Origin of the sequence: Paraconexibacter algicola (assembly GCF_003044185.1) — a bacterium.
GTDB classification, from domain to species: domain Bacteria; phylum Actinomycetota; class Thermoleophilia; order Solirubrobacterales; family Solirubrobacteraceae; genus Paraconexibacter; species Paraconexibacter algicola.
The window spans coordinates 1,835,708-1,852,650 of sequence record NZ_PYYB01000001.1 but is presented as its reverse complement, the minus strand read 5'-3'; the positions used below and the strand labels follow the sequence as shown (position 1 = coordinate 1,852,650).

Below are 16,943 nucleotides of genomic sequence, written 5' to 3'. Positions count from 1 at the left end.
CATGTAAGACTCGCGGGATGCGCGCCGGCTCCCGGGTCCTCGTCCTCCTCGCCACCGCGGCGTCCGTCGCCGGCGCCACCGCCGCGAGCGCCGCCGCCGCGGGCCCGGCCGACCGCTACGGCTTCCAGGGCGGCTGCTTCACGCTCACCGCACCCGACGGCGCCCCGGTCGCCGGGCCGCTGCGCTTCCAGGCCACCCGCCTGGGCGGCTACCTGCTGCTCACCGGCGACCGGCGGTTCCTGACCGCCACGGGCGACGGCACGACCGCGGCGCCCGGCCCGTCCCCGGCCGGGGACTGGACCGTCGCCGAGGTGCCGGGCGGCGGCTTCCGGCTCTCCCCGGCCACCGACCCGGGACGCGCGCTGGGCCGCGACGGCACCACGGTCACCGCGAGCTCCGCCCCGGCGGTCCGGGCCGCCCCGGCCGAGGGCTGCCCGCGGTTGCCCGAGGCCGAGCTCAACGCCACCGGCACCCCCGCGCGCGGCACCACGAGCTACGGGGAGACCCGCGGCTTCATGGACGGCCACATGCACTGGATGACCTACCTGTACTTCGGCGGGCGCTTCCACTGCGGCGCGCCGTTCCACCCGTACGGGATCACGCGCGCGCTGCCCGACTGCGAGGAGATCGAGGGGCCCCGGGGGGCGGCCGCCCCGTTCCAGAACCTGCTCAGCTACGGGTCGCCGGTCGCGCCGCACAGCACCGCTGGGTACCCGACGCTCGACTCCTGGTCGCGGACGAACCTCACCTACGAGGGCACGTACTACAAGTGGGTCGAGCGGGTCTGGATGTCCGGCATGCGCCTGATGGTCATGGGCGTCAACGAGAACCGGATCCTCTGCCTGCTGCAGACCAACCGCGACCAGCCGTGTGACGAGATGGAGACGGTGCGCCGCTCGGTCCGGTCGATCCGGCAGATGGAGGAGTACGTCGACGCGCTCAACGGCGGTCCCGGCAAGGGCTGGTTCCGGATCGTCACCGACCCGTTCGAGGCCCGGAAGGTCGTCAACGCGGGGAAGATGGCGGTCGTCCTGGAGATGGAGCTCAGCGAGCCGTTCGGCTGCTCGGGCGTCGAGGCCCCGACGTGCGACGCCGCGAAGATCGACCGGGACATGGCCGAGCTGCACCGGCTCGGCGTCCGCTCCTCCCTGCTGGTCGGCAAGTACGACAACCCGCTCGGCGGGGTCCGGTTCGACGAGGGGACCTCCGGGATCATCGTCAACCTCGGCAACCGGCTGAGCGCCGGACGGTGGTGGGACGCGAAGACGTGCGAGCCGGGCACGGCGCTGACCGACAACGAGGTCCCGACGCAGGGCGGCCCGGTGCCCGAGGCACTGAAGGAGGCCGGCGTGCCCGGCGGCACGCTGCCCGCCTACCCGCCCGGCCCGCACTGCAACACGCGCGGCCTGACCGACCTCGGCGCGCACGCGGTACGGCGGCTGATGGAGCGCGGCTGGATCGTCAACCCCGACCACATGTCGCAGGCCGCCGTCGACGCGACGCTGACGCTCGCCGAGGCGAAGGGCTACTCGGGCGTCATCAGCCCGCACTCCTGGATGGACCCGGACAACTGGCCGCGGCTGCGCCGTCTCGGCGGCCTCGCCTACCCGCAGGCGTCCTCGGCCGGCCGCTTCGTGGAGCGGTGGAAGGAGTACCGCCCGAAGGACGGCGAGTCCCCGTTCTACTTCGGCTGGGGCTTCGGCGCGGACCTCGGCGGCCTCGCCGAGCAGGGCGCACCGCTGCCGCAGGACTCGCCGGCCCGGGTCACCTACCCGTTCCGCTCGCTCGACGGACGCGTGACGTTCGAGCGCCAGCGCACCGGCAGCCGCACGTTCGACTACGCCCGTGAGGGCGTCGCGCACTACGGCCTGTACGCCGACTGGGTCGAGGAGGTCCGCAAGCTCGGCGGGCCGCAGATCGCCGAGGACCTGCTGCGCGGCACCGAGGCGTACCTGCAGATGTGGGAGCGCACGAACGGCATCGCGCCGCTGACCTCGCGCGAGCCGCGGCAGCGGCTGACCCGGCGCGGGCTCGGCACGATCCGCCTCGGCGCCACCCCGGACGCGCTGCTGCGCGCGGCGGGCCAGCCCGAGCGGCGCGGCCGCGCGTGGACGTGGGGCGTGCGCGGCGCGCGGTCCGTCCGCAGCCGCGCGGTCGCGGTCGTCGGGGCGCGCAGCGGCCGCGTCGACCTCGTCGCCTCCAGCGCGCCCGGGCATGAGGCGGCCGGCGTGCGGCCGGGCACGGCGGCGGGCGCGCTGCTGCGCCGGCCGGGCGTGCGGCGCCTGACGGGCGGGATCGTCGTGCGGCGCGCGGGCGCCACGACCTACGCGTACCGCGTGTCGCGCGGGCGCGTGCAGGCCGTCGGCGTGACCACGAGCCGCGCCGCGCGCGGCAGCGGCCGCGACCTGCGGGGCGCGTTCGCGCAGGTCCCGCGGCGCTTCGGGGCCGTCGCCCCGGACCCGGCCGTCGCCGCGGCCGCGATGCGGATCCGGCCGGTCAGCGAGACGGCGTCGCGCACGCTCGCCGCCCGCGACGGCGCGAGCGCGGCCGCCCCCGCGTTCGGCCTGGTCTGCAAGCTCGGCCTGATGCAGGACTGAGCCCTCGGCCGGCGCGGCCCGGCCTCTGCGCGGCCGCTACGCGGCGAGCAGCTGCTGCAGCGCGTCGGTCGTGCGGTCGACGCGGACCATCAGCCACGGCTTGATCTGGCCCTCGAACGGGCGCAGCGCGAGACCGCCGATCTTCGCGGTGAACGACAGCGTGCTGCCGCCGCCCGCGCGCGGGGCGATGCGGAAGTCGACCTCCATGTTCGACCGGCTCGGGCCCTTGCCCTCGAGCCGGAAGCGGCGCGGCGGGTCGGACTCCGCGACCTTCCAGGTGACGTCCCCGCTCACGCCCATCACGCGGATGCGGTGCTTGAAGGTCGTGCCCTTGCCGGCCGGACCCGTGGGCTCGTCGCCCGACCAGCCCTTGTGCAGCGCGAACCACTCGGGCCACCGGGGCAGGTCGGCGACGAGGGCGGCCGCCTCCTCCGGCGTCGCGTCGACGTCGATGTCCTGGCTGATCTCGATGCTCACGGCGCAGAACCTACCGCCGCGCGCCGCGTCGGCTCACGGGGCCGGGGCGGGCTGTGCCGCCGTGTAGGTCACGGTCCCGGCGTCATCGGTCTGCACCACGGCGAACGGCGTCTCGCCCTCGGCGGTGCGGGCGCTGCAGACGAAGTTCACGCCGCGGGCCTGCCGCACCTCGCGCGGGCAGGTGACCGTCGCGGCGACGTCGCGCTGTCGGCGGATGCTGCGGCGGATCTCCTGCTCGACGCGCGCGGTGTCCAGGAGCGTGGCGGGCGGGGCCGCGGCGGTCGTCGCCGGTGGGGCCTCGTCGTCGCCCCCGCACCCGGCGAGCAGCAGGACGACGACCCCGAGGACGAAGCAGTGGCGCATCGGCACCCGACCCTAGTACGCTCGCGCGCACGATGACCACTGGTTCCAGGCTGTCGCTCCTCGTCACGCTCACCGCCACGGCGCTCGCGGGCGCCCCCGCCGCACAGGCACAGACCCCGCCCGCGGGCATCCCTGCGGACACCATCACCGGCTGCTACCACGTCAAGGGCAACCGCTACCTGCGGATCATCCCGGCGGCCGAGTCGTGCCAGCGAGGAGAGCGGCGGCTGCAGTGGCGCGCGAAGCCCGAGGGCGTCGCCGGCGCGAAGGGTGACAAGGGCGACCGGGGCGAGCAGGGCCTGCAGGGTGTCCAGGGCACGACCGGTGCGCCCGGCCCGACCGGCGCGACCGGGGCCACCGGCGCAGCAGGCGCCCCCGGCACCCCCGGGGCCCCCGGCCCGCAGGGCGTCCCCGGACCGACCGGCCCGACCGGCGCCACCGGCACGGCCGGCACCACGGGTCCGACCGGCCCGACGGGCCCGACCGGCCCGGCCGGCACGACGCTCGCCGTCTTCGGCTCGGCCTACCAGCTCGCGACGCTCGCGGACTCGACCGTCGTCGGCGGCGCGGACGTCCCGTTCAGCAACAACAGCGACCTCGCGGGCGTGACGCACACCGCCGGCACCACCACGTTCACGGTGCCGAACGCCGGCAGCTACCGGCTGCACGCCGACGTCAGCACCACCGCCGGGGTCGGGTCCGCGCTCGCGTTCGCGGTCAACGGCGCGGTCCGAGCAGCGACCGTCCGGACGCTGCTGACCGCCACCGGTCAGGTCTCGACCTCCACGATCCTCACGCTCGCGGCCGGGGACGTCGTCACGCTGCGCAACAACTCCGCGGTGCCGTTCACGATGGCGCTCGCGCCCAGCGTCGGGGCCGCCGTGGTCATCGAGCAGCTCGACTGAGCGGGGCGCGGCTCAGCCGAGCCCGAGCAGCGAGCGCAGCGGTCCCGGCAGCTTGCCGATGAGCCGCTCGCGCGCCTCGGCGCGGGCGGCGCGCTCGATCCCGTCGCGCAGCCGCCGCTCGAGCGCGTCGGGCTCGTCGATCTCGCGGATCACCGCGAGGACGTCGAGGTCGTCCAGGGCACGACGCAGCACGGCGCCGGTCGGGAGCAGGTCGTCGACGACGCCGTCGGGGATGCGCCGGACCGCCTCCTCGGCGAGGCCCGGCAGGCCGAGCTGGTCGCTGTAGGCGTCGCGCAGCGCCGACGCGCGCGGGAGCCGGTCGCCGCGCTCCAGCCGGTCGAGGGTGCGGGCCAGGCCGCCCTTCAGCGCGCGGGCGAGCGTCGCGTCGTCGGCGATCGCCCGCCGGTCGCGGGCGACCGGGAGGGCGAGGACGAGCCGCTCGCGGGGGACGCGCAACGTGCACGCGGCGCGCGCCACCCCGAGCACGACGAGCTCCTCGACCAGCGGCTCGAGGTCGTCGACCTGGGCGGCCGGGCGCAGCGGCCGCTCGACGCACGGGTCCGCCGGGCTGCGCGGCACGAAGTCGTCCCCGCCGGAGGCGAGGTGGACGGCGATCAGCCCGACCGACGCGGCGAGCGCGAGCAGCGGCAGCAGCAGCGCGCGCATCACGGTCCCGCCGGACGACCGGGGCCGGGCGCGCCACCGCCGAGCAGCAGGGCGGGCAGGACGGCGAGCAGCGCCAGACCGCCCGCGAGCAGGAACGCGTCGCGGAACGCCCGGGTCGCGGCCCGCTCGAGCTGGTCGTCGAGGGCGCGCTCGAGCAGCGCGGCGCGGGCCCGCTGCGCGGGCGGCAGCCGCAGCGCCGCGAACGCCGGCCGCAGGTCGGGCACGCGACCGCCCTCGGCCTGCAGCTGCCGGCCGAGGCCGTCGGCGAGGTCGAGCTTCGTCGTCGCCGGGAGCGGCGCGTCGATGACGAGCGCGGCGATCGCCTCCTGCGCCGGGCGCTGCGCGTCCCGCAGGTCGGCGGTGAAGATCGGGGTGAGCAGCGCGAGCCCGGCGACGACCCCCGCGTGCCGGGCGGCGATCGTCCAGCCGCCGTGCAGCGCGCGCGGCACCCGGTCGGCGAGGGCGACGGCGGTGAGCGAGTCGATCGTCAGGCCGAGTCCGAGCCCGACGAGCGCCTGCGGCGCGAGCGTCCAGCGCGGGTCGGCGTCCGGCAGCAGCCCGAGGCACACGAGGCCGCCCGCCATCAGGATCGCCCCGGCCACGGCCTCCGCCCGCGTGCCGGCGCGCGCCAGCCGCGCGAGCGCGCCGGCGGCGATCGCCGCGACGGGGATGACCGTGACGGTGACGGCGGCCAGGGCCGGGGAGCGCCGCCAGCCCTCCACGAGCAGCAGCACGAGCAGGAACAGCGCCGCGGTCAGGGCGGCGCTGAGCAGCGCGAGCGCGAGGTTCGCGGCGACGTGCGGCCGGTCCGGCGGCGCGTGCGCCGGGGCGGCGTGCGGCGCCGTCGCCCCACGCAGGGCGAGCGTCGCCGGGACCGCGAGCAGCACGAGCGGCACCTGTGCGATGAAGATCGACTGCCAGGAGATCGCCTCGGTGAGCAGCCCGCCCGCGACCGGCCCGATCGCGGCGCCCGCGACGCCAGCCGCCGCCCAGCGGGCCGCGCCGCGCCGCTCGTCCCCGGTCGCGGCGACGAGCAGCTCCAGGCACGCGGCGATGACCAGCGCGCCGCCGAGCGCCTGCACGATCCGGGCGCCGATCAGCACGCCGAGCGTGCCCGCCAGCGCGCAGCCCGCCGAGGCGGCCGCGAAGAGGACGAGCCCGACGGTCCCCGCCACCGGGGCGCCGCTCGGGCGCACGCACAGGCGCGCGGCGGGCACGGCGGCGAGCGCGAGGACGAGGTTGTAGCCGGTGAGGACCCAGGCGACCTCCGCCACCTCCGCGCCGAGCTCGCGCAGGATCTCGGGCAGCGCGAGCGTCACGATCGCGCTGTCGGCGAGCACGATCCCGACCGCGAGCGCGAGCACGGCGACCGCACCGCGGGGCGCGGCGGGGGCGGCCCGCGCCGCGGGAGCCTGCGGGGGATCGGACCGCATCCCGGCAGTGTGCCGCGTCGTGGCCGCGGGCGACGGCTCAGTCGGGCCGCGGTCGCGCGTAGGCGGCGGCGAACGCGGCGGCCCGCTCGCGCAGCGCGTCGCGGAGGGCGTCGGGCGTGAGCGCCACGGCGTCGGTGCCGAGCTGCCAGAGCGCCCACTCGGCGTGGCGGAGGTCCTGGAAGGTGACCTCCAGCAGCTGCCGCTCGGGGTCCTGCGGCGGGCCCGGCTCCTCGTGCAGCACCGCGAGCGCGGTGTCGAGCAGCTCCTCGCGCCGTCGCGGGTGCAGCAGCAGCCGGACGGCGAGCTGGCCGTCCCCGGCCCGGAAGCGGGCGCTGCGCTCGCGCCACTCGCGCTCGAGGTCGACGTCGGCGGCCCGGCGGGCGGGCTCGTCGAGGACCGTCGCCTCGCGGATGCGGGACAGCCGGTAGGTGCGGTCCTCGCCGTCGCGGAGCGCGAGCAGGTAGCCGAGGTCGCGGACGGTGACGAGCCCCACCGGGTCGACCGTCCGGCGGCGCGGCTCCCCGCCGGGCGCGGCGTGCAGGAGCGACAGCCGTCGCCCGTCGAGGACGGCGCGGCGGACGGCGGCGACCACGGCGTCGGGCAGGTCCTCGCGCGGCACGCGCCGGGAGAGGAGATCGACCTCGGGGTCCAGGAGCAGTCGGCGGCGCGCGCCCGCGGCGGCCTCGCGGCGGGGCGGCGGCAGCGCGTCCAGGACCTTCAGCATCGCCGACGCGAGCGCGGAGCCGAGCCCGAACGCGCCGGCCCCGTGCCGGGTCCCGGCGGCGAGCAGCGCGAGCGCCTCGTCCTGGGTCAGGCCGGTCAGCTCGGTGCGCAGGCCGGGGTCGATCGTGAAGCCGCCGTAGCGGCCGCGCTCGGCCTCGATCGTCACGCCGGCGACCGCGAGCGCCTCGACGTCGCGCAGCACGGTGCGCGGGGAGACCTCGAGCTCCTCGGCGAGCTGGGCGGCGGTCATCCGGCCGCGCTGGCGCAGCAGGAGCACGAGGGCGACCAGGCGGTCGGCGCGCATCAGCGCAAGTTTTCCGGATACACGACAGAGGGTGTCGTGATGCCCCTGTCAGCGTGGCGGCCATGACACCCACACGGACTCCGATCAACCCCTGGCCCTGGTCGCTGCCGCTCGGCTACACGCAGGGCGAGCTCGTCACCGGCGCCACCCGGACGCTGCACGTCAGCGGTCAGGCGGCGATGAGCGCGAGCGGCGAGCCGCAGCACGCCGGGGACCTGCAGGCGCAGCTCGCGCTCGCCCTGGACAACCTCGAGGCGGTGCTGGCCGAGGCGGGGATGGGCCTGGCGGACCTCGTGCGCCTGACGGTCTACGCGACCGACGTGGACCTGCTGTTCGGTCACTACGGCGTGCTCGCGGGTCGGCTGGGCGGGGCGGGCGCGCAGCCGGCCACGACCGTGCTCGGGGTGACGAGGCTGGTCCTGCCGGACCTGCTCGTCGAGCTCGAGGCGACCGCGGTCGGCTGAGGACCGGTGGCGCCGGAGCGGGGGCCGGGACGCGGACTTTGTAAGGGCACCCTTACTATGTGCGGATGCGCCTTCGCCTCCCGATCCCCCTCCTGGCCGCCGCCGCGCTCGCCCTCGGCGCGTGCGGCTCGTCCGAGCCCGACCCCGAGCCCACCGCCGCCACCACGCCCGCCGCCGCCGACCGCGGCACGTTCCCCGCGACCGTCGAGCACCGCTACGGCACCACGACCGTGCCGCGACGCCCGCAGCGGATCGTGTCCGTCGGCTACACCGAGCAGGACACGCTCCTGGCCCTCGGCGAGGTCCCCGTCGCGACCACCGAGTGGTACGGCGAGCAGCCGTACGCCGTCTGGCCGTGGGCGCGGGACGAGCTCGGCGACGCCCGGCCCGAGGTCCTGAGCCTCGGCGACGGCTTCGAGCTCGAGAAGATCGCCGCGCTGCGCCCCGACCTGATCGTCGGGACGAACGCCGGGATGAAGCGGTCCGACTACGAGAAGCTCAGCCGGATCGCACCGACCGTCGCCGCGCCGAAGGGCAGCAGCGACGTCTTCTCCCCCTGGGACCAGCAGACCGTCACGATCGCCACCGCGCTCGGCCGCCCGGCCGCCGGCCGCGCCATCGTCGCCCGGATCCGCGGCGCGTTCGCCGCCGCCCGCCGCGCGCACCCCGAGTTCGCGGGCAGGACCGTCACCTTCACCCAGAACGCGTTCTACGACGGGCTCATCTACACCTACCCCGAAGGGCTGAACACGGAGTTCCTCACCGACCTCGGCTTCCGCATCGCGCCCGCGATCACGCGGCTGCGGGAGAAGGCCGGGGAGCAGGTGACGCTCTCCCCCGAGCGGGTCGACCTGCTCGAGGCGGACGCCCTGCTGTTCGCGACCGAGAAGCCCTCCGACGTCGCCGCGCTCGACCGCGTCCCGACCTTCCGCGCGCTCGACGGCGTGCGCGAGAACCGCGCCGTCTTCACCGACGGCACGCTCGCCGGGGCGATCTACTTCACCAGCCCGCTCAGCCTCCCGTACGTGCTCGAGCGTCTCGTGCCGCAGCTCGGGCGCGCGCTGCAGGGCCGCGCCCCGCACCGCGTCGTCACCACCGGGGGGAGCCGCTGATGTCCCGCCTGCTCCCCGCCCTCGCCGCGATCGCGGCCACGCTGGCGCTGGCCGCCTGCGGCAGCTCCGACCCCACCGGGACCGACGCCGGGACGACGGCCTCCGGCGGCACGTTCCCCGCGACCGTCACGCACGCGTTCGGCTCCACCACCGTCGCGGCCGCGCCGCGACGGATCGTCGTGCTCGGCCCGACCGAGCAGGACACCGTGCTGGCCCTCGGCCTCACCCCCCTGGCCACCTCGGAGTGGTACGGCGAGCAGCCCGACGCCGTGTGGCCGTGGGCGCAGGACGAGCTCGGGGACGCCACGCCGACCGTCCTGCCGACGACCGACGGCCTGGCGTTCGAGCGGATCGCCGCCCTGCGCCCCGACCTGATCCTCGCGACGAACGCGGGCCTCGCGCGCGCCGACTACGACAAGCTGCGCCGCATCGCCCCGACCGTCGCGCAGCCCCGCGGCGGCACGAGGTTCCTGTCCCCGTGGGACGTGCAGACCGAGCTGATCGCCGCCGCCCTCGGTCGCGCCCGACAGGGCCGCGAGCTCGTCGCCTCGATCGAGCGCGACTACGCCGCCGTCGCCCGCGAGCATCCCGAGTTCGCCGGGAAGACGATCACGTTCACGCAGAACGGCTTCTACCAGGGGCAGCTGTACGCCTACCCGGAGGGCCTGAACACGCAGCCGCTGTCGCTGCTGGGCTTCACCGTCAACCCGCGGCTGACGCCGCTGGCGGCCGAGCGCGGCGTCCAGGTCGGCGTCTCGGCGGAGCGGCTCGACGTGCTCGACGCCGACGTCCTCGTCGCCGCGACCGAGCGTGCCGCGGACGTCCGCAAGCTCCTGGAGGTGCCGACGTTCCGCGGCCTGCGCGCCGTCCGCGACCGGCACGCCGTGTACACCGACCGGATCCTCGCGGGCGCCCTGTACTACCCGACGCCGCTGAGCCTGCCGTACCTGCTGGAGCGGCTGGTGCCGCGGCTCGAGCGCGCGGTCGCCGGCACCGCCCCGCAGCGGATCGGCTGACCGGCGGGAGCGTCAGCCCTCGCGCCGGTCGGTGTCGCGCGAGGGCTGCACGCGCTTGGGCTCGCCCGGCATCTTCGGGTAGTCGGGCGGGTAGGGCATGTCGCCCTGCTCGTCCTGCGCGTACAGGTCCAGGAGCGGCTGCAGCGAGTGCTGCACGTCGTCGATCGCCGCGTGCAGGTCGCCGCGCTGCGCGAACCGGGCGGGCATCGTCGCGACCGTGAAGTCCGACGGCTGCACGGACGGGAGCTCGTCCCACTCGACCGGGGCGGACACGGGCGCGCCCGGCTTCGGGCGGATCGAGTACGCCGACGCGATCGTGCGGTCCCGCGCGTTCTGGTTGTAGTCCACGAAGATCCGCTCGCCGCGCTCCTCCTTCCACCACTTCGTCGTCACGTCACCGGGACGGCGCCGCTCGAGCTCGCGGCCGAACGCGATCGCTGCATGGCGGACGTCGGTGAACGTCCAGCGCGGCTCGATCCGCACGTAGATGTGGATGCCGCGCCCCCCGGAGGTCTTCGGGAACCCGACGTAGCCGAGCTCGTCCAGCAGCTCACGCGCGCTCGCCGCCATGCTGACCGCGTCGGCGAAGTCGGTGCCCGGCTGCGGGTCGAGGTCGATCCGCAGCTCGTCGGGATGGTCGACGTCGGCGCGGCGCACCGGCCACGGGTGGAAGGTGATCGTCCCCATCTGGGCGGCCCAGCCGACGACCGCGATCTCCGTCGGGCAGATCTCGTCCGCGGTGCGCCCCGACGGGAACGTGATGTGCGCCGTCTCGAGGTAGTCAGGAGCGCCCTTGGGCACGCGCTTCTGGTAGAAGGCGTCGCCCTTGAAGCCGTCCCGGGTGCTGATGCGCATGTCGTCGCGCACGCCCTTGGGCCACCGCTCGAGCGTGACGGGTCGCTCGCGCAGCGCGCGCATGATCCCGTCCTCCACCGACAGGTAGTACTCGACGATCTCGCGCTTGCTGATCTCCGGGGTGGCGCCGTGGGCGGGGAAGATCACCCGGTCGGCGCTGGAGACCCGCAGCGCGCGACCGCCGGCGTCGAGCTCGATCGCGGGGGACGGCATGGGCGGACGCTATCGCCCCGCAGCGTCCCGCTCCGCACGGGACGCTGCGGGCGGCGGCCCGGGGGTCGCGGGCAGGCGCAGCGTGAACGTCGTGCGCACGCCGGGGTCGCTGCGCACCTGCACCGTCCCTCCCATGGCGGTGGCGAGCTCGGCGACGATCGCCAGGCCGAGCCCCGAGCCGACCGGTCGGTCGCTGCGCAGCCGGTCGTGCAGGTAGAACCGCTCGAACGCGCGCGCGAGGTCCTGCTGCGCCAGCCCGGGACCGTCGTCGCGGACCTCGACGGTCCCCGGCAGCGCGGCGATCTCGATCCGGCCGCCGACCGGGGCGACCCGCAGCGCGTTCTCGACGAGGTTCGACACCGCCTGGACCGCGCGGTCGTGATCGCCCGCGGCGGGCGCGGGACCGCGGGCGTCGACGGTCAGCGTGACCCCGAGGCCGGTCGCCGCGACCGCGTGGCGACGCCCCGCCTCGCGGGCGACGGCGGCAAGATCGATCGGCTCCCGCCGGCACGTGAAGCCCCGCCCGAGGTCCATGAGGTCGCCGACGAGCCGCTCGAGGCGCGCCGCCTCCTCCCCGATGACCGTGGCCGCCCGCGCAGGCTCGACCGTCCCGTCGGCGATCGCCTCGCCGTACCCGCGGATCGCGGTGAGCGGCGTCCGCAGCTCGTGGCCGACCGAGCGCAGGAACCCGGCGCGATCGGCGTGGGCCGCGTCGAGCTCCCGGGTCATCGCGTTGAACGAGCGACCCAGCTCGCGCAGCTCCGCGGGTCCCGCCTCCGGCACCGGGAGGTCCGTGCCCTCGCCGCGGGCCAGGGCCCGTGCGCGCTCGGTCATCGCGCGCAACGGCGCGGTGGTCCGGCGCGCCAGCAGCGCGGCGAGCAGCAGCGCGACGAGCAGACCACCGGACCCGGCCAGCAGGACGGTCCGCGTCGGCGGCGGTCCGGTCGCGGCGCGATCGCCGGGCGGCCCGATCAGGACGACCGTGCCGACGGCGGTCCGGCGCACGGCGTAGGAGAAGCGCCGCTCGCCGACGTCGGCGACGCCCGTCGCGCCGTCGCGGACCGGCACCGAGGCCAGGACGCGGCGGCGCAGCGGCCCGCGCACCGGCCGGGCGCCCCGTCGGGTTGCCAGCGCGGCGAGACGCACGACGCGGACGGTGTCGGGGCCGCCTCCCGGGAGCCGCTCGGCGAGCGTGGGCGCGACGACGTCGGCGATCCGCTGGAGTGCGGCCGCGCGCCGGTCGTCGCGCTGGCGCTCCAGCAGGAGCGAGGCGACCCCGACGGTGAGCAGGGTCGTCACCAGCGCGCACGCCGCGAGCGCGAGGAACGCGCGGGCGCGGATCGTGCTCATGGGACCACGAGCTTGTAGCCCACGCCGCGAACGGTGCGGATCAGGTCGGGGACGCCGAGGCGCGCGCGCAGCTGCGCGACGTGCACGTCGACGGTGCGCGTCTGGCCGGGGGAGCGGTAGCCCCAGACGGCCTCGAGCAGCTCGTCCCGTCCGACGACTCGGCCGCGCTGGCGCGCGAGGTACGTGAGCAGCTCGAACTCGCGCGCGGTCAACGCGATCGGGTGGTCGTCGACGCGCGCCTCGTGCGCGTCGACGTCGATCCGCAGCACGCCCAGGTCGAGCGTCCCGTGGCCCGTCGGCACGGCGCGCTCACCGCGGCGCAGCACCGCGCGGACGCGCGCGGTGAGCTCGCGCGGGCTGAACGGCTTGGTCACGTAGTCGTCGGCGCCGAGCTCCAGCCCGGCCACGCGGTCGGACTCCTCGTCGCGGGCGCTGACGACGATCACGGGCAGGCGATCGGCGAGCTCCCGGCACAGCACGAGCCCGTCGACGTCGGGCAGCCCGAGGTCCAGCAGCGCGAGGTCGAAGCGGTGACGCGGCAGCTCGGCGCGCGCCTGGTCGCCGCTGCGCGCCCAGACGGTCGCGAAGCCGTCACGCTCGAGGTAGGCGCGGACGAGCGCGCCGATCCGCGCGTCGTCCTCGACGACGAGGATGGTCCGCATCGCCCCATGGTGCGGGCGCGGCGGCGGGATGGCGGCCGGACTTTGCATGCTCCTTACGAACCCCGTACTGCCCACGGACGGAGCGGCCCCACCATCGCTCCCATGAACCGCTCATCCATCCGCCTCACCGGGTTCGCCGTCGGCTGCATCGCCGTCGGCGCGGCCGGATCCACCATCGTCGCCGCGTCCGCCGAATCCCCGGCGCGCTCCTCCGGCGCCGCCAAGCAGGCCGCGGGGGCCGGCAAGGGCGCCCGGGCGGCGGACCCGGTCCTGCGCGCCGCGCGGCGCGCGGTCCACGCCGAGCTGACCGTCGCGACGAAGGACGGCTTCGACGAGGTCGTCGTCGACCGCGGCGTCGTGACCGCGATCCGCGGGGACGCCCTCACCCTGCGGCAGGGCACCAAGCGGCGCAGCGGCGAGACGGTCACCGTGACGATCCCGCAGGACGCGCGCGTGCGGGTCGACCGCAAGGCCGCGAAGCTCAGCGACGTCCGGGCGGGCCAGCGCGTCGCGGTGCTGCAGCTCCCGCGGCGGACGGTCGTCCGCGCGGTCACGCCGAAGACACCGTAGACGCAGGTCGCGGCCGCGCGCCAGGGTGCGTGCGGCCGCCGGCACGCCGGGTAGCTCCCGGTCCGTGAGCACCTCCACGATCCCCGACGACCCGACCCTCGCCGCCATCGCCGAGCACCAGCTGCGCGCGGCGGCCGACCGCGCCGGCCTCGACGACGGCGCGACCGCGGTCCTGCTCGCGCCCGAGCGCGCACTGGAGGTGTCGATCCCGCTGCGCCGCGACGACGGCTCGCTGGAGTCGCTGACCGGCTGGCGCGTCCAGCACTCGACACTGCGCGGCCCGGGCAAGGGCGGCGTGCGGCTCGCGCCGTCGGTGGACGCGCAGGAGGTGCGGGCGCTCGCGCAGCTGATGACGATCAAGACGGCCGTGGCGGCGATGCCGTTCGGCGGCGCCAAGGGCGGCGTCGCGGTCGACCCGCGCGCGCTGTCCGACGCCGAGCTCGAGCGCGTCGTGCGCGCGTTCGCGGGTGCGGTCTCCCCGATCGTCGGCACCGACCTCGACGTGATGGCCCCCGACTCGGGCGCCGACGAGCGCGTCCTCGGCTGGATGCTCGACGTCCTCTCCCCCGACGGGCCACTGCGCCCGGCCGCCCTGACCGGCAAGCCGCTGGCGCTGGGCGGCTCGCACGGTCGCGAGCAGGCGACCGGTCGCGGCCTCGCGCTCTCGTTCGCCGCGTTCCGCGAGGAGGCGGGCCTGGACGGGTCGCCGCGCGTCGTCGTGCAGGGCTCGGGCAACGTCGGCCTGGCGGCGGCGCTGCTGCTCGCCGAGCAGGGGTGCCGGATCGTCGCGGTCGGCCGCTCGCGCAGCGCCGTGGTGCGCGAGGAGGGCCTGGACGTCCGCGCGCTCGCCGACCACCTCGACGACGGCGGTGACCTCGCCGACTTCGACGGCGGTGACGAGCTGGATCCCGACGAGCTGCTCGGCGTCCCGCACGACGTGCTCGTGCCCGCCGCGACCGAAGGGCTCGTCGACGAGGAGGCCGCGGGCCGGGCCGACGGCGCGCGGCTCGTGCTCGAGGGCGCCAACGGGGCGCTCACCCCGGCCGCGGACGCGGCGTTCGCCGACGCGGGCGCCCTGGTGATCCCCGACGTGCTCGCCAACGCGGGCGGCGTGATCGTCTCGACCTTCGAGCACCAGCAGGGGCTGCTGCGCGAGCAGTGGACCGCCGAGGAGGTCGACCTGCGGCTCACGGCGGCGATGCGCCGCGCCTGCGACGAGGTCCGCGAGCGCGCGGCGCGCGAGGACCGGCCGCTGCGCGACGCGGCGTTCGACCTCGCGCTCGAGCGGCTGCTGGAGGCCGCCCGGCTGCGCGGGCGGCCGCTGCGCTGACCGGGCCGCGCCCGTCTCAGACCAGGCGGCTGCGCCAGCGCAGGCCGGTGCCGAGCCCGGCGAGCAGGAGCACGAGCGCGCCGCCCGCGAACGCGGTCGTGATCTCGCGGTCCTCCTTGCGGGTGCCGATCCGCGAGCCGAGCGTGCGGTAGACCGCGTCGAGCTCGCCGGCCTCGGCCGCCTCGAACGGCCGACCGCCCGACAGGCGCGCGATCTCGCGCAGCGTCTCGCGGTCCGGCGGCACGGCGAGGATCTCGCCGTTGGGGCCGATCACGTACCCGTCGTCGGTGCCCAGGGCGACCGTGTAGATCGGGATCCGCAGGCGCTTGGAGCGCTCGGCGGCGACGAGCGGGTCGACGCCCTCGGTCGTCTTGCCGTCGGACAGCAGGACGATCGCTGCGGGCGCGGTGCGGCCGTCGTCGGTCTTGCGGGCCTCGAGGCGGTCCAGGGCCGCGGTCAGCGCCTCGCCGGTCGCGGTGCCGCCGTTGGCCTCCACGCCGGAGATCGCGTCGCGCACCTCGTCGTGGTCGGTGGTCGGGTCGACGACGCTGACGACGCCGCTGGAGTAGCTCTCGAAGCCGACGAGCAGCCCGTCGGGCAGCTCCTCGACGAACGTCTTCGCCGCGTTCTTCGCCGCGGTGATGCGGTTCGGCGCGACGTCGTCGGCCTGCATCGAGCCGGACTGGTCGGTGACGAGCATGATCGCCGCCTGGTCGACGGGGACGTCGACGGTGCGGGTCGGCTTCGCGAACGCGGCGGTCAGGCCGACCGCGGCGAACGCCAGCAGCGTCGCGGGCAGGACGCGGCGCAGCGTGCCCGTGCGCGCCACGCCGGTCCGCGCGACCATGCCGGCCGCCGGGTGCCGGATCGCGATCCGGCGGCGGCGCGCCTGCTCGCTGCGCCAGAACAGCAGCAGCAGCGGGATCGCCAGCAGCGCGAGCAGGTGGAGCGGTTCCTGGAAGCTCATCGCAGCGCCTTCACGAGGTCGCGGGCCCAGTCGCGGTCGGTGGACAGCTGCACGTGGCGGGCGGGCGCACGGCGCAGGGCGCGCGCGACCCGCGCGCGACGGGTCGACTCGACCTTCGCGTAGTGCTCGCGCAGCGCGGGCGAGGACGTGTCGAGCTCGACGAGCTCGCCGGTCTCGGGGTCGACGAGCTGCAGGTGCCCGACGTCCGGGATCGCGGCCTCGAGCGGGTCGGCGATCTCGATCGCGACGACCGTGTGCCGGGACGCGAGGCGGCGCAGCATGACCGTCCACTCCTCGCCCTCGGCGCGGAAGTCCGACACGACGACCACGACGCCGCGGGTGCGGGCGAGCCGCGCGACGCGCACGAGCGCCTCCGACAGCGGCCCGCCGGGCACGCCGTCGGGGCGGATGCCCTGCGCGACGAGGCGCTGCAGCCCGGCGAGCGCGCCACGGCCGCCGCGCGGGCGCAGCATCCGCGGGGTGTCCTCCCCGGCGGTGACGACCGCGACGCGGCCACCGCGCCGGATCGCGACGCGGCCGACGACCGCGGCGACGCCCTCGGCGATGTCGCTCTTGAGCCGGTCGCGGCTGCCGAACCCCATCGACGGGGAGACGTCGAGGACCAGCCAGGTGGTGATCGAGCGCTCCGGGACCTGCAGCCGGACGTGCGGCTCGCCGGTGCGGGCGGTGGCGGCCGGGTCGATCTGCCGCACGTCGTCGCCGGCCTCGTAGGGGCGCAGCCGGGCGAGCTCGGTGCCGGCGCCCGCCCCGATGCCGAGGTGGTCGCCGGGGAGCACGCCGCCGGCGCGCCGCAGCAGGCCGAGGTCGACGCGCGCGACCGCGTCGCTGGTGACCGTGCCCGGGCCCTGCCGTCCGGCGGGGACGACGAGCGACGGGCCGGCCGTCGTCTTCGGGGTGCGGGGCGGTCGGGCCATC

The 16,943-nt window shown here is 76.6% G+C and carries 17 protein-coding genes; 7 read left to right on the top strand and 10 right to left on the bottom strand.

Annotated features, from left to right (window positions below; all coding sequences use genetic code 11):
* The first annotated feature begins 17 nt into the window (after positions 1 to 17).
* Positions 18 to 2,597, top strand: coding sequence for an amidohydrolase family protein (locus C7Y72_RS08810; RefSeq protein ID WP_107568391.1), 2,580 nt, complete (start codon positions 18 to 20; stop codon positions 2,595 to 2,597).
* 36 nt (positions 2,598 to 2,633) lie between these two features.
* Here C7Y72_RS08810 and C7Y72_RS08805 read toward each other — a convergent pair whose 3' ends face one another.
* Positions 2,634 to 3,074: an SRPBCC family protein gene (locus C7Y72_RS08805; protein ID WP_107568390.1), complete on the bottom strand. Its 441-nt coding sequence runs from the start codon at positions 3,072 to 3,074 to the stop codon at positions 2,634 to 2,636.
* A gap of 33 nt (positions 3,075 to 3,107) precedes the next feature.
* A complete protein-coding gene (locus C7Y72_RS08800) occupies positions 3,108 to 3,437 on the bottom strand; it encodes a DUF4333 domain-containing protein (RefSeq protein WP_107568389.1) in 330 nt (109 codons plus the stop codon).
* A gap of 32 nt (positions 3,438 to 3,469) precedes the next feature.
* On the opposite strand from C7Y72_RS08800, the gene C7Y72_RS08795 reads away from it, so the two are divergent.
* On the top strand, positions 3,470 to 4,342 hold the full coding sequence (locus C7Y72_RS08795) for a BclA C-terminal domain-containing protein (protein WP_107568388.1): 873 nt from the start codon (positions 3,470 to 3,472) through the stop codon (positions 4,340 to 4,342).
* A gap of 12 nt (positions 4,343 to 4,354) precedes the next feature.
* On the opposite strand, the gene C7Y72_RS08790 is transcribed toward C7Y72_RS08795, so the two are convergent.
* From C7Y72_RS08790 to C7Y72_RS08780, 3 genes are read right to left on the bottom strand one after another with little or no spacing between them, the layout of a single operon-like run.
* Positions 4,355 to 5,008 carry a hypothetical protein gene (locus C7Y72_RS08790; protein WP_107568387.1) on the bottom strand — a complete coding sequence of 218 codons (654 nt, stop codon included), beginning with the start codon at positions 5,006 to 5,008 and terminating at the stop codon, positions 4,355 to 4,357.
* Complete coding sequence (locus C7Y72_RS08785; protein WP_107568386.1) at positions 5,008 to 6,441, bottom strand: MFS transporter; 1,434 nt, start codon at positions 6,439 to 6,441, stop codon at positions 5,008 to 5,010. The genes C7Y72_RS08790 and C7Y72_RS08785 overlap by 1 nt, the downstream gene beginning before the upstream one ends.
* 37 nt (positions 6,442 to 6,478) lie before the next feature.
* Positions 6,479 to 7,468 (bottom strand): helix-turn-helix transcriptional regulator, encoded by a 990-nt coding sequence (locus C7Y72_RS08780; protein WP_107568385.1) that lies wholly within the window; start codon positions 7,466 to 7,468, stop codon positions 6,479 to 6,481.
* A 62-nt stretch (positions 7,469 to 7,530) separates the two neighbouring features.
* On the opposite strand from C7Y72_RS08780, the gene C7Y72_RS08775 reads away from it, so the two are divergent.
* From C7Y72_RS08775 to C7Y72_RS08765, 3 genes are all read left to right on the top strand, one after another.
* Positions 7,531 to 7,932, top strand: coding sequence for a RidA family protein (locus tag C7Y72_RS08775; protein ID WP_107568384.1), 402 nt, complete (start codon positions 7,531 to 7,533; stop codon positions 7,930 to 7,932).
* Between the two features lie 65 nt (positions 7,933 to 7,997).
* The gene (locus C7Y72_RS08770; protein WP_107568383.1) at positions 7,998 to 9,044 is read left to right on the top strand and encodes an ABC transporter substrate-binding protein; all 1,047 of its coding nucleotides are present in this window, start codon (positions 7,998 to 8,000) and stop codon (positions 9,042 to 9,044) included.
* Positions 9,044 to 10,060: an ABC transporter substrate-binding protein gene (locus C7Y72_RS08765; RefSeq protein WP_107568382.1), complete on the top strand. Its 1,017-nt coding sequence runs from the start codon at positions 9,044 to 9,046 to the stop codon at positions 10,058 to 10,060. Before C7Y72_RS08770 ends, C7Y72_RS08765 begins: the two co-directional genes overlap by 1 nt.
* Before the next feature lie 12 nt (positions 10,061 to 10,072).
* Here C7Y72_RS08765 and C7Y72_RS08760 read toward each other — a convergent pair whose 3' ends face one another.
* The 3 genes from C7Y72_RS08760 to C7Y72_RS08750 are packed head-to-tail and all read right to left on the bottom strand — an operon-like array spanning position 10,073 to position 13,140.
* Positions 10,073 to 11,128 (bottom strand): DNA polymerase domain-containing protein, encoded by a 1,056-nt coding sequence (locus tag C7Y72_RS08760; RefSeq protein ID WP_107568381.1) that lies wholly within the window; start codon positions 11,126 to 11,128, stop codon positions 10,073 to 10,075.
* Positions 11,129 to 11,137: 9 nt separating this feature from the next.
* A complete protein-coding gene (locus C7Y72_RS08755) occupies positions 11,138 to 12,478 on the bottom strand; it encodes a sensor histidine kinase (protein ID WP_107568380.1) in 1,341 nt (446 codons plus the stop codon).
* Complete coding sequence (locus tag C7Y72_RS08750; RefSeq protein WP_107568379.1) at positions 12,475 to 13,140, bottom strand: response regulator transcription factor; 666 nt, start codon at positions 13,138 to 13,140, stop codon at positions 12,475 to 12,477. Before C7Y72_RS08750 ends, C7Y72_RS08755 begins: the two co-directional genes overlap by 4 nt.
* 102 nt (positions 13,141 to 13,242) lie before the next feature.
* Here C7Y72_RS08750 and C7Y72_RS08745 point away from each other — a divergent pair, with 102 nt between their 5' ends.
* The gene (locus C7Y72_RS08745) at positions 13,243 to 13,710 is read left to right on the top strand and encodes a hypothetical protein (protein ID WP_107568378.1); all 468 of its coding nucleotides are present in this window, start codon (positions 13,243 to 13,245) and stop codon (positions 13,708 to 13,710) included.
* Positions 13,711 to 13,774: 64 nt separating this feature from the next.
* On the top strand, positions 13,775 to 15,040 hold the full coding sequence (locus C7Y72_RS08740; protein ID WP_158276730.1) for a Glu/Leu/Phe/Val family dehydrogenase: 1,266 nt from the start codon (positions 13,775 to 13,777) through the stop codon (positions 15,038 to 15,040).
* Positions 15,041 to 15,056: 16 nt separating this feature from the next.
* Here the strand turns inward: C7Y72_RS08740 and C7Y72_RS08735 are convergent, their stop codons facing one another.
* Both C7Y72_RS08735 and C7Y72_RS08730 read right to left on the bottom strand, forming a co-directional pair.
* Positions 15,057 to 16,007, bottom strand: a complete 951-nt coding sequence (locus tag C7Y72_RS08735) for a VWA domain-containing protein (RefSeq protein ID WP_107568376.1) — start codon at positions 16,005 to 16,007, stop codon at positions 15,057 to 15,059.
* A complete protein-coding gene (locus C7Y72_RS08730) occupies positions 16,004 to 16,942 on the bottom strand; it encodes a DUF58 domain-containing protein (protein WP_107568375.1) in 939 nt (312 codons plus the stop codon). The genes C7Y72_RS08735 and C7Y72_RS08730 overlap by 4 nt, the downstream gene beginning before the upstream one ends.
* Position 16,943: the final 1 nt, after the last annotated feature.

Bases quoted from the DNA above. Each gene is read 5' to 3' on its own strand.
- C7Y72_RS08730 (WP_107568375.1), bottom strand. From the start codon at position 16,942: ATGGCCCGACCGCCCCGCACCCCGAAGACGACGGCCGGCCCGTCGCTC.
- C7Y72_RS08780 (WP_107568385.1), bottom strand. From the start codon at position 7,468: ATGCGCGCCGACCGCCTGGTCGCCCTCGTGCTCCTGCTGCGCCAGCGC.
- C7Y72_RS08765 (WP_107568382.1), top strand. From the start codon at position 9,044: ATGTCCCGCCTGCTCCCCGCCCTCGCCGCGATCGCGGCCACGCTGGCG.
- C7Y72_RS08810 (WP_107568391.1), top strand. From the start codon at position 18: ATGCGCGCCGGCTCCCGGGTCCTCGTCCTCCTCGCCACCGCGGCGTCC.
- C7Y72_RS08755 (WP_107568380.1), bottom strand. From the start codon at position 12,478: ATGAGCACGATCCGCGCCCGCGCGTTCCTCGCGCTCGCGGCGTGCGCG.
- C7Y72_RS08750 (WP_107568379.1), bottom strand. From the start codon at position 13,140: ATGCGGACCATCCTCGTCGTCGAGGACGACGCGCGGATCGGCGCGCTC.
- C7Y72_RS08785 (WP_107568386.1), bottom strand. From the start codon at position 6,441: ATGCGGTCCGATCCCCCGCAGGCTCCCGCGGCGCGGGCCGCCCCCGCC.
- C7Y72_RS08795 (WP_107568388.1), top strand. From the start codon at position 3,470: ATGACCACTGGTTCCAGGCTGTCGCTCCTCGTCACGCTCACCGCCACG.
- C7Y72_RS08760 (WP_107568381.1), bottom strand. From the start codon at position 11,128: ATGCCGTCCCCCGCGATCGAGCTCGACGCCGGCGGTCGCGCGCTGCGG.
- C7Y72_RS08745 (WP_107568378.1), top strand. From the start codon at position 13,243: ATGAACCGCTCATCCATCCGCCTCACCGGGTTCGCCGTCGGCTGCATC.
- C7Y72_RS08800 (WP_107568389.1), bottom strand. From the start codon at position 3,437: ATGCGCCACTGCTTCGTCCTCGGGGTCGTCGTCCTGCTGCTCGCCGGG.
- C7Y72_RS08775 (WP_107568384.1), top strand. From the start codon at position 7,531: ATGACACCCACACGGACTCCGATCAACCCCTGGCCCTGGTCGCTGCCG.
- C7Y72_RS08790 (WP_107568387.1), bottom strand. From the start codon at position 5,008: ATGCGCGCGCTGCTGCTGCCGCTGCTCGCGCTCGCCGCGTCGGTCGGG.
- C7Y72_RS08770 (WP_107568383.1), top strand. From the start codon at position 7,998: ATGCGCCTTCGCCTCCCGATCCCCCTCCTGGCCGCCGCCGCGCTCGCC.
- C7Y72_RS08735 (WP_107568376.1), bottom strand. From the start codon at position 16,007: ATGAGCTTCCAGGAACCGCTCCACCTGCTCGCGCTGCTGGCGATCCCG.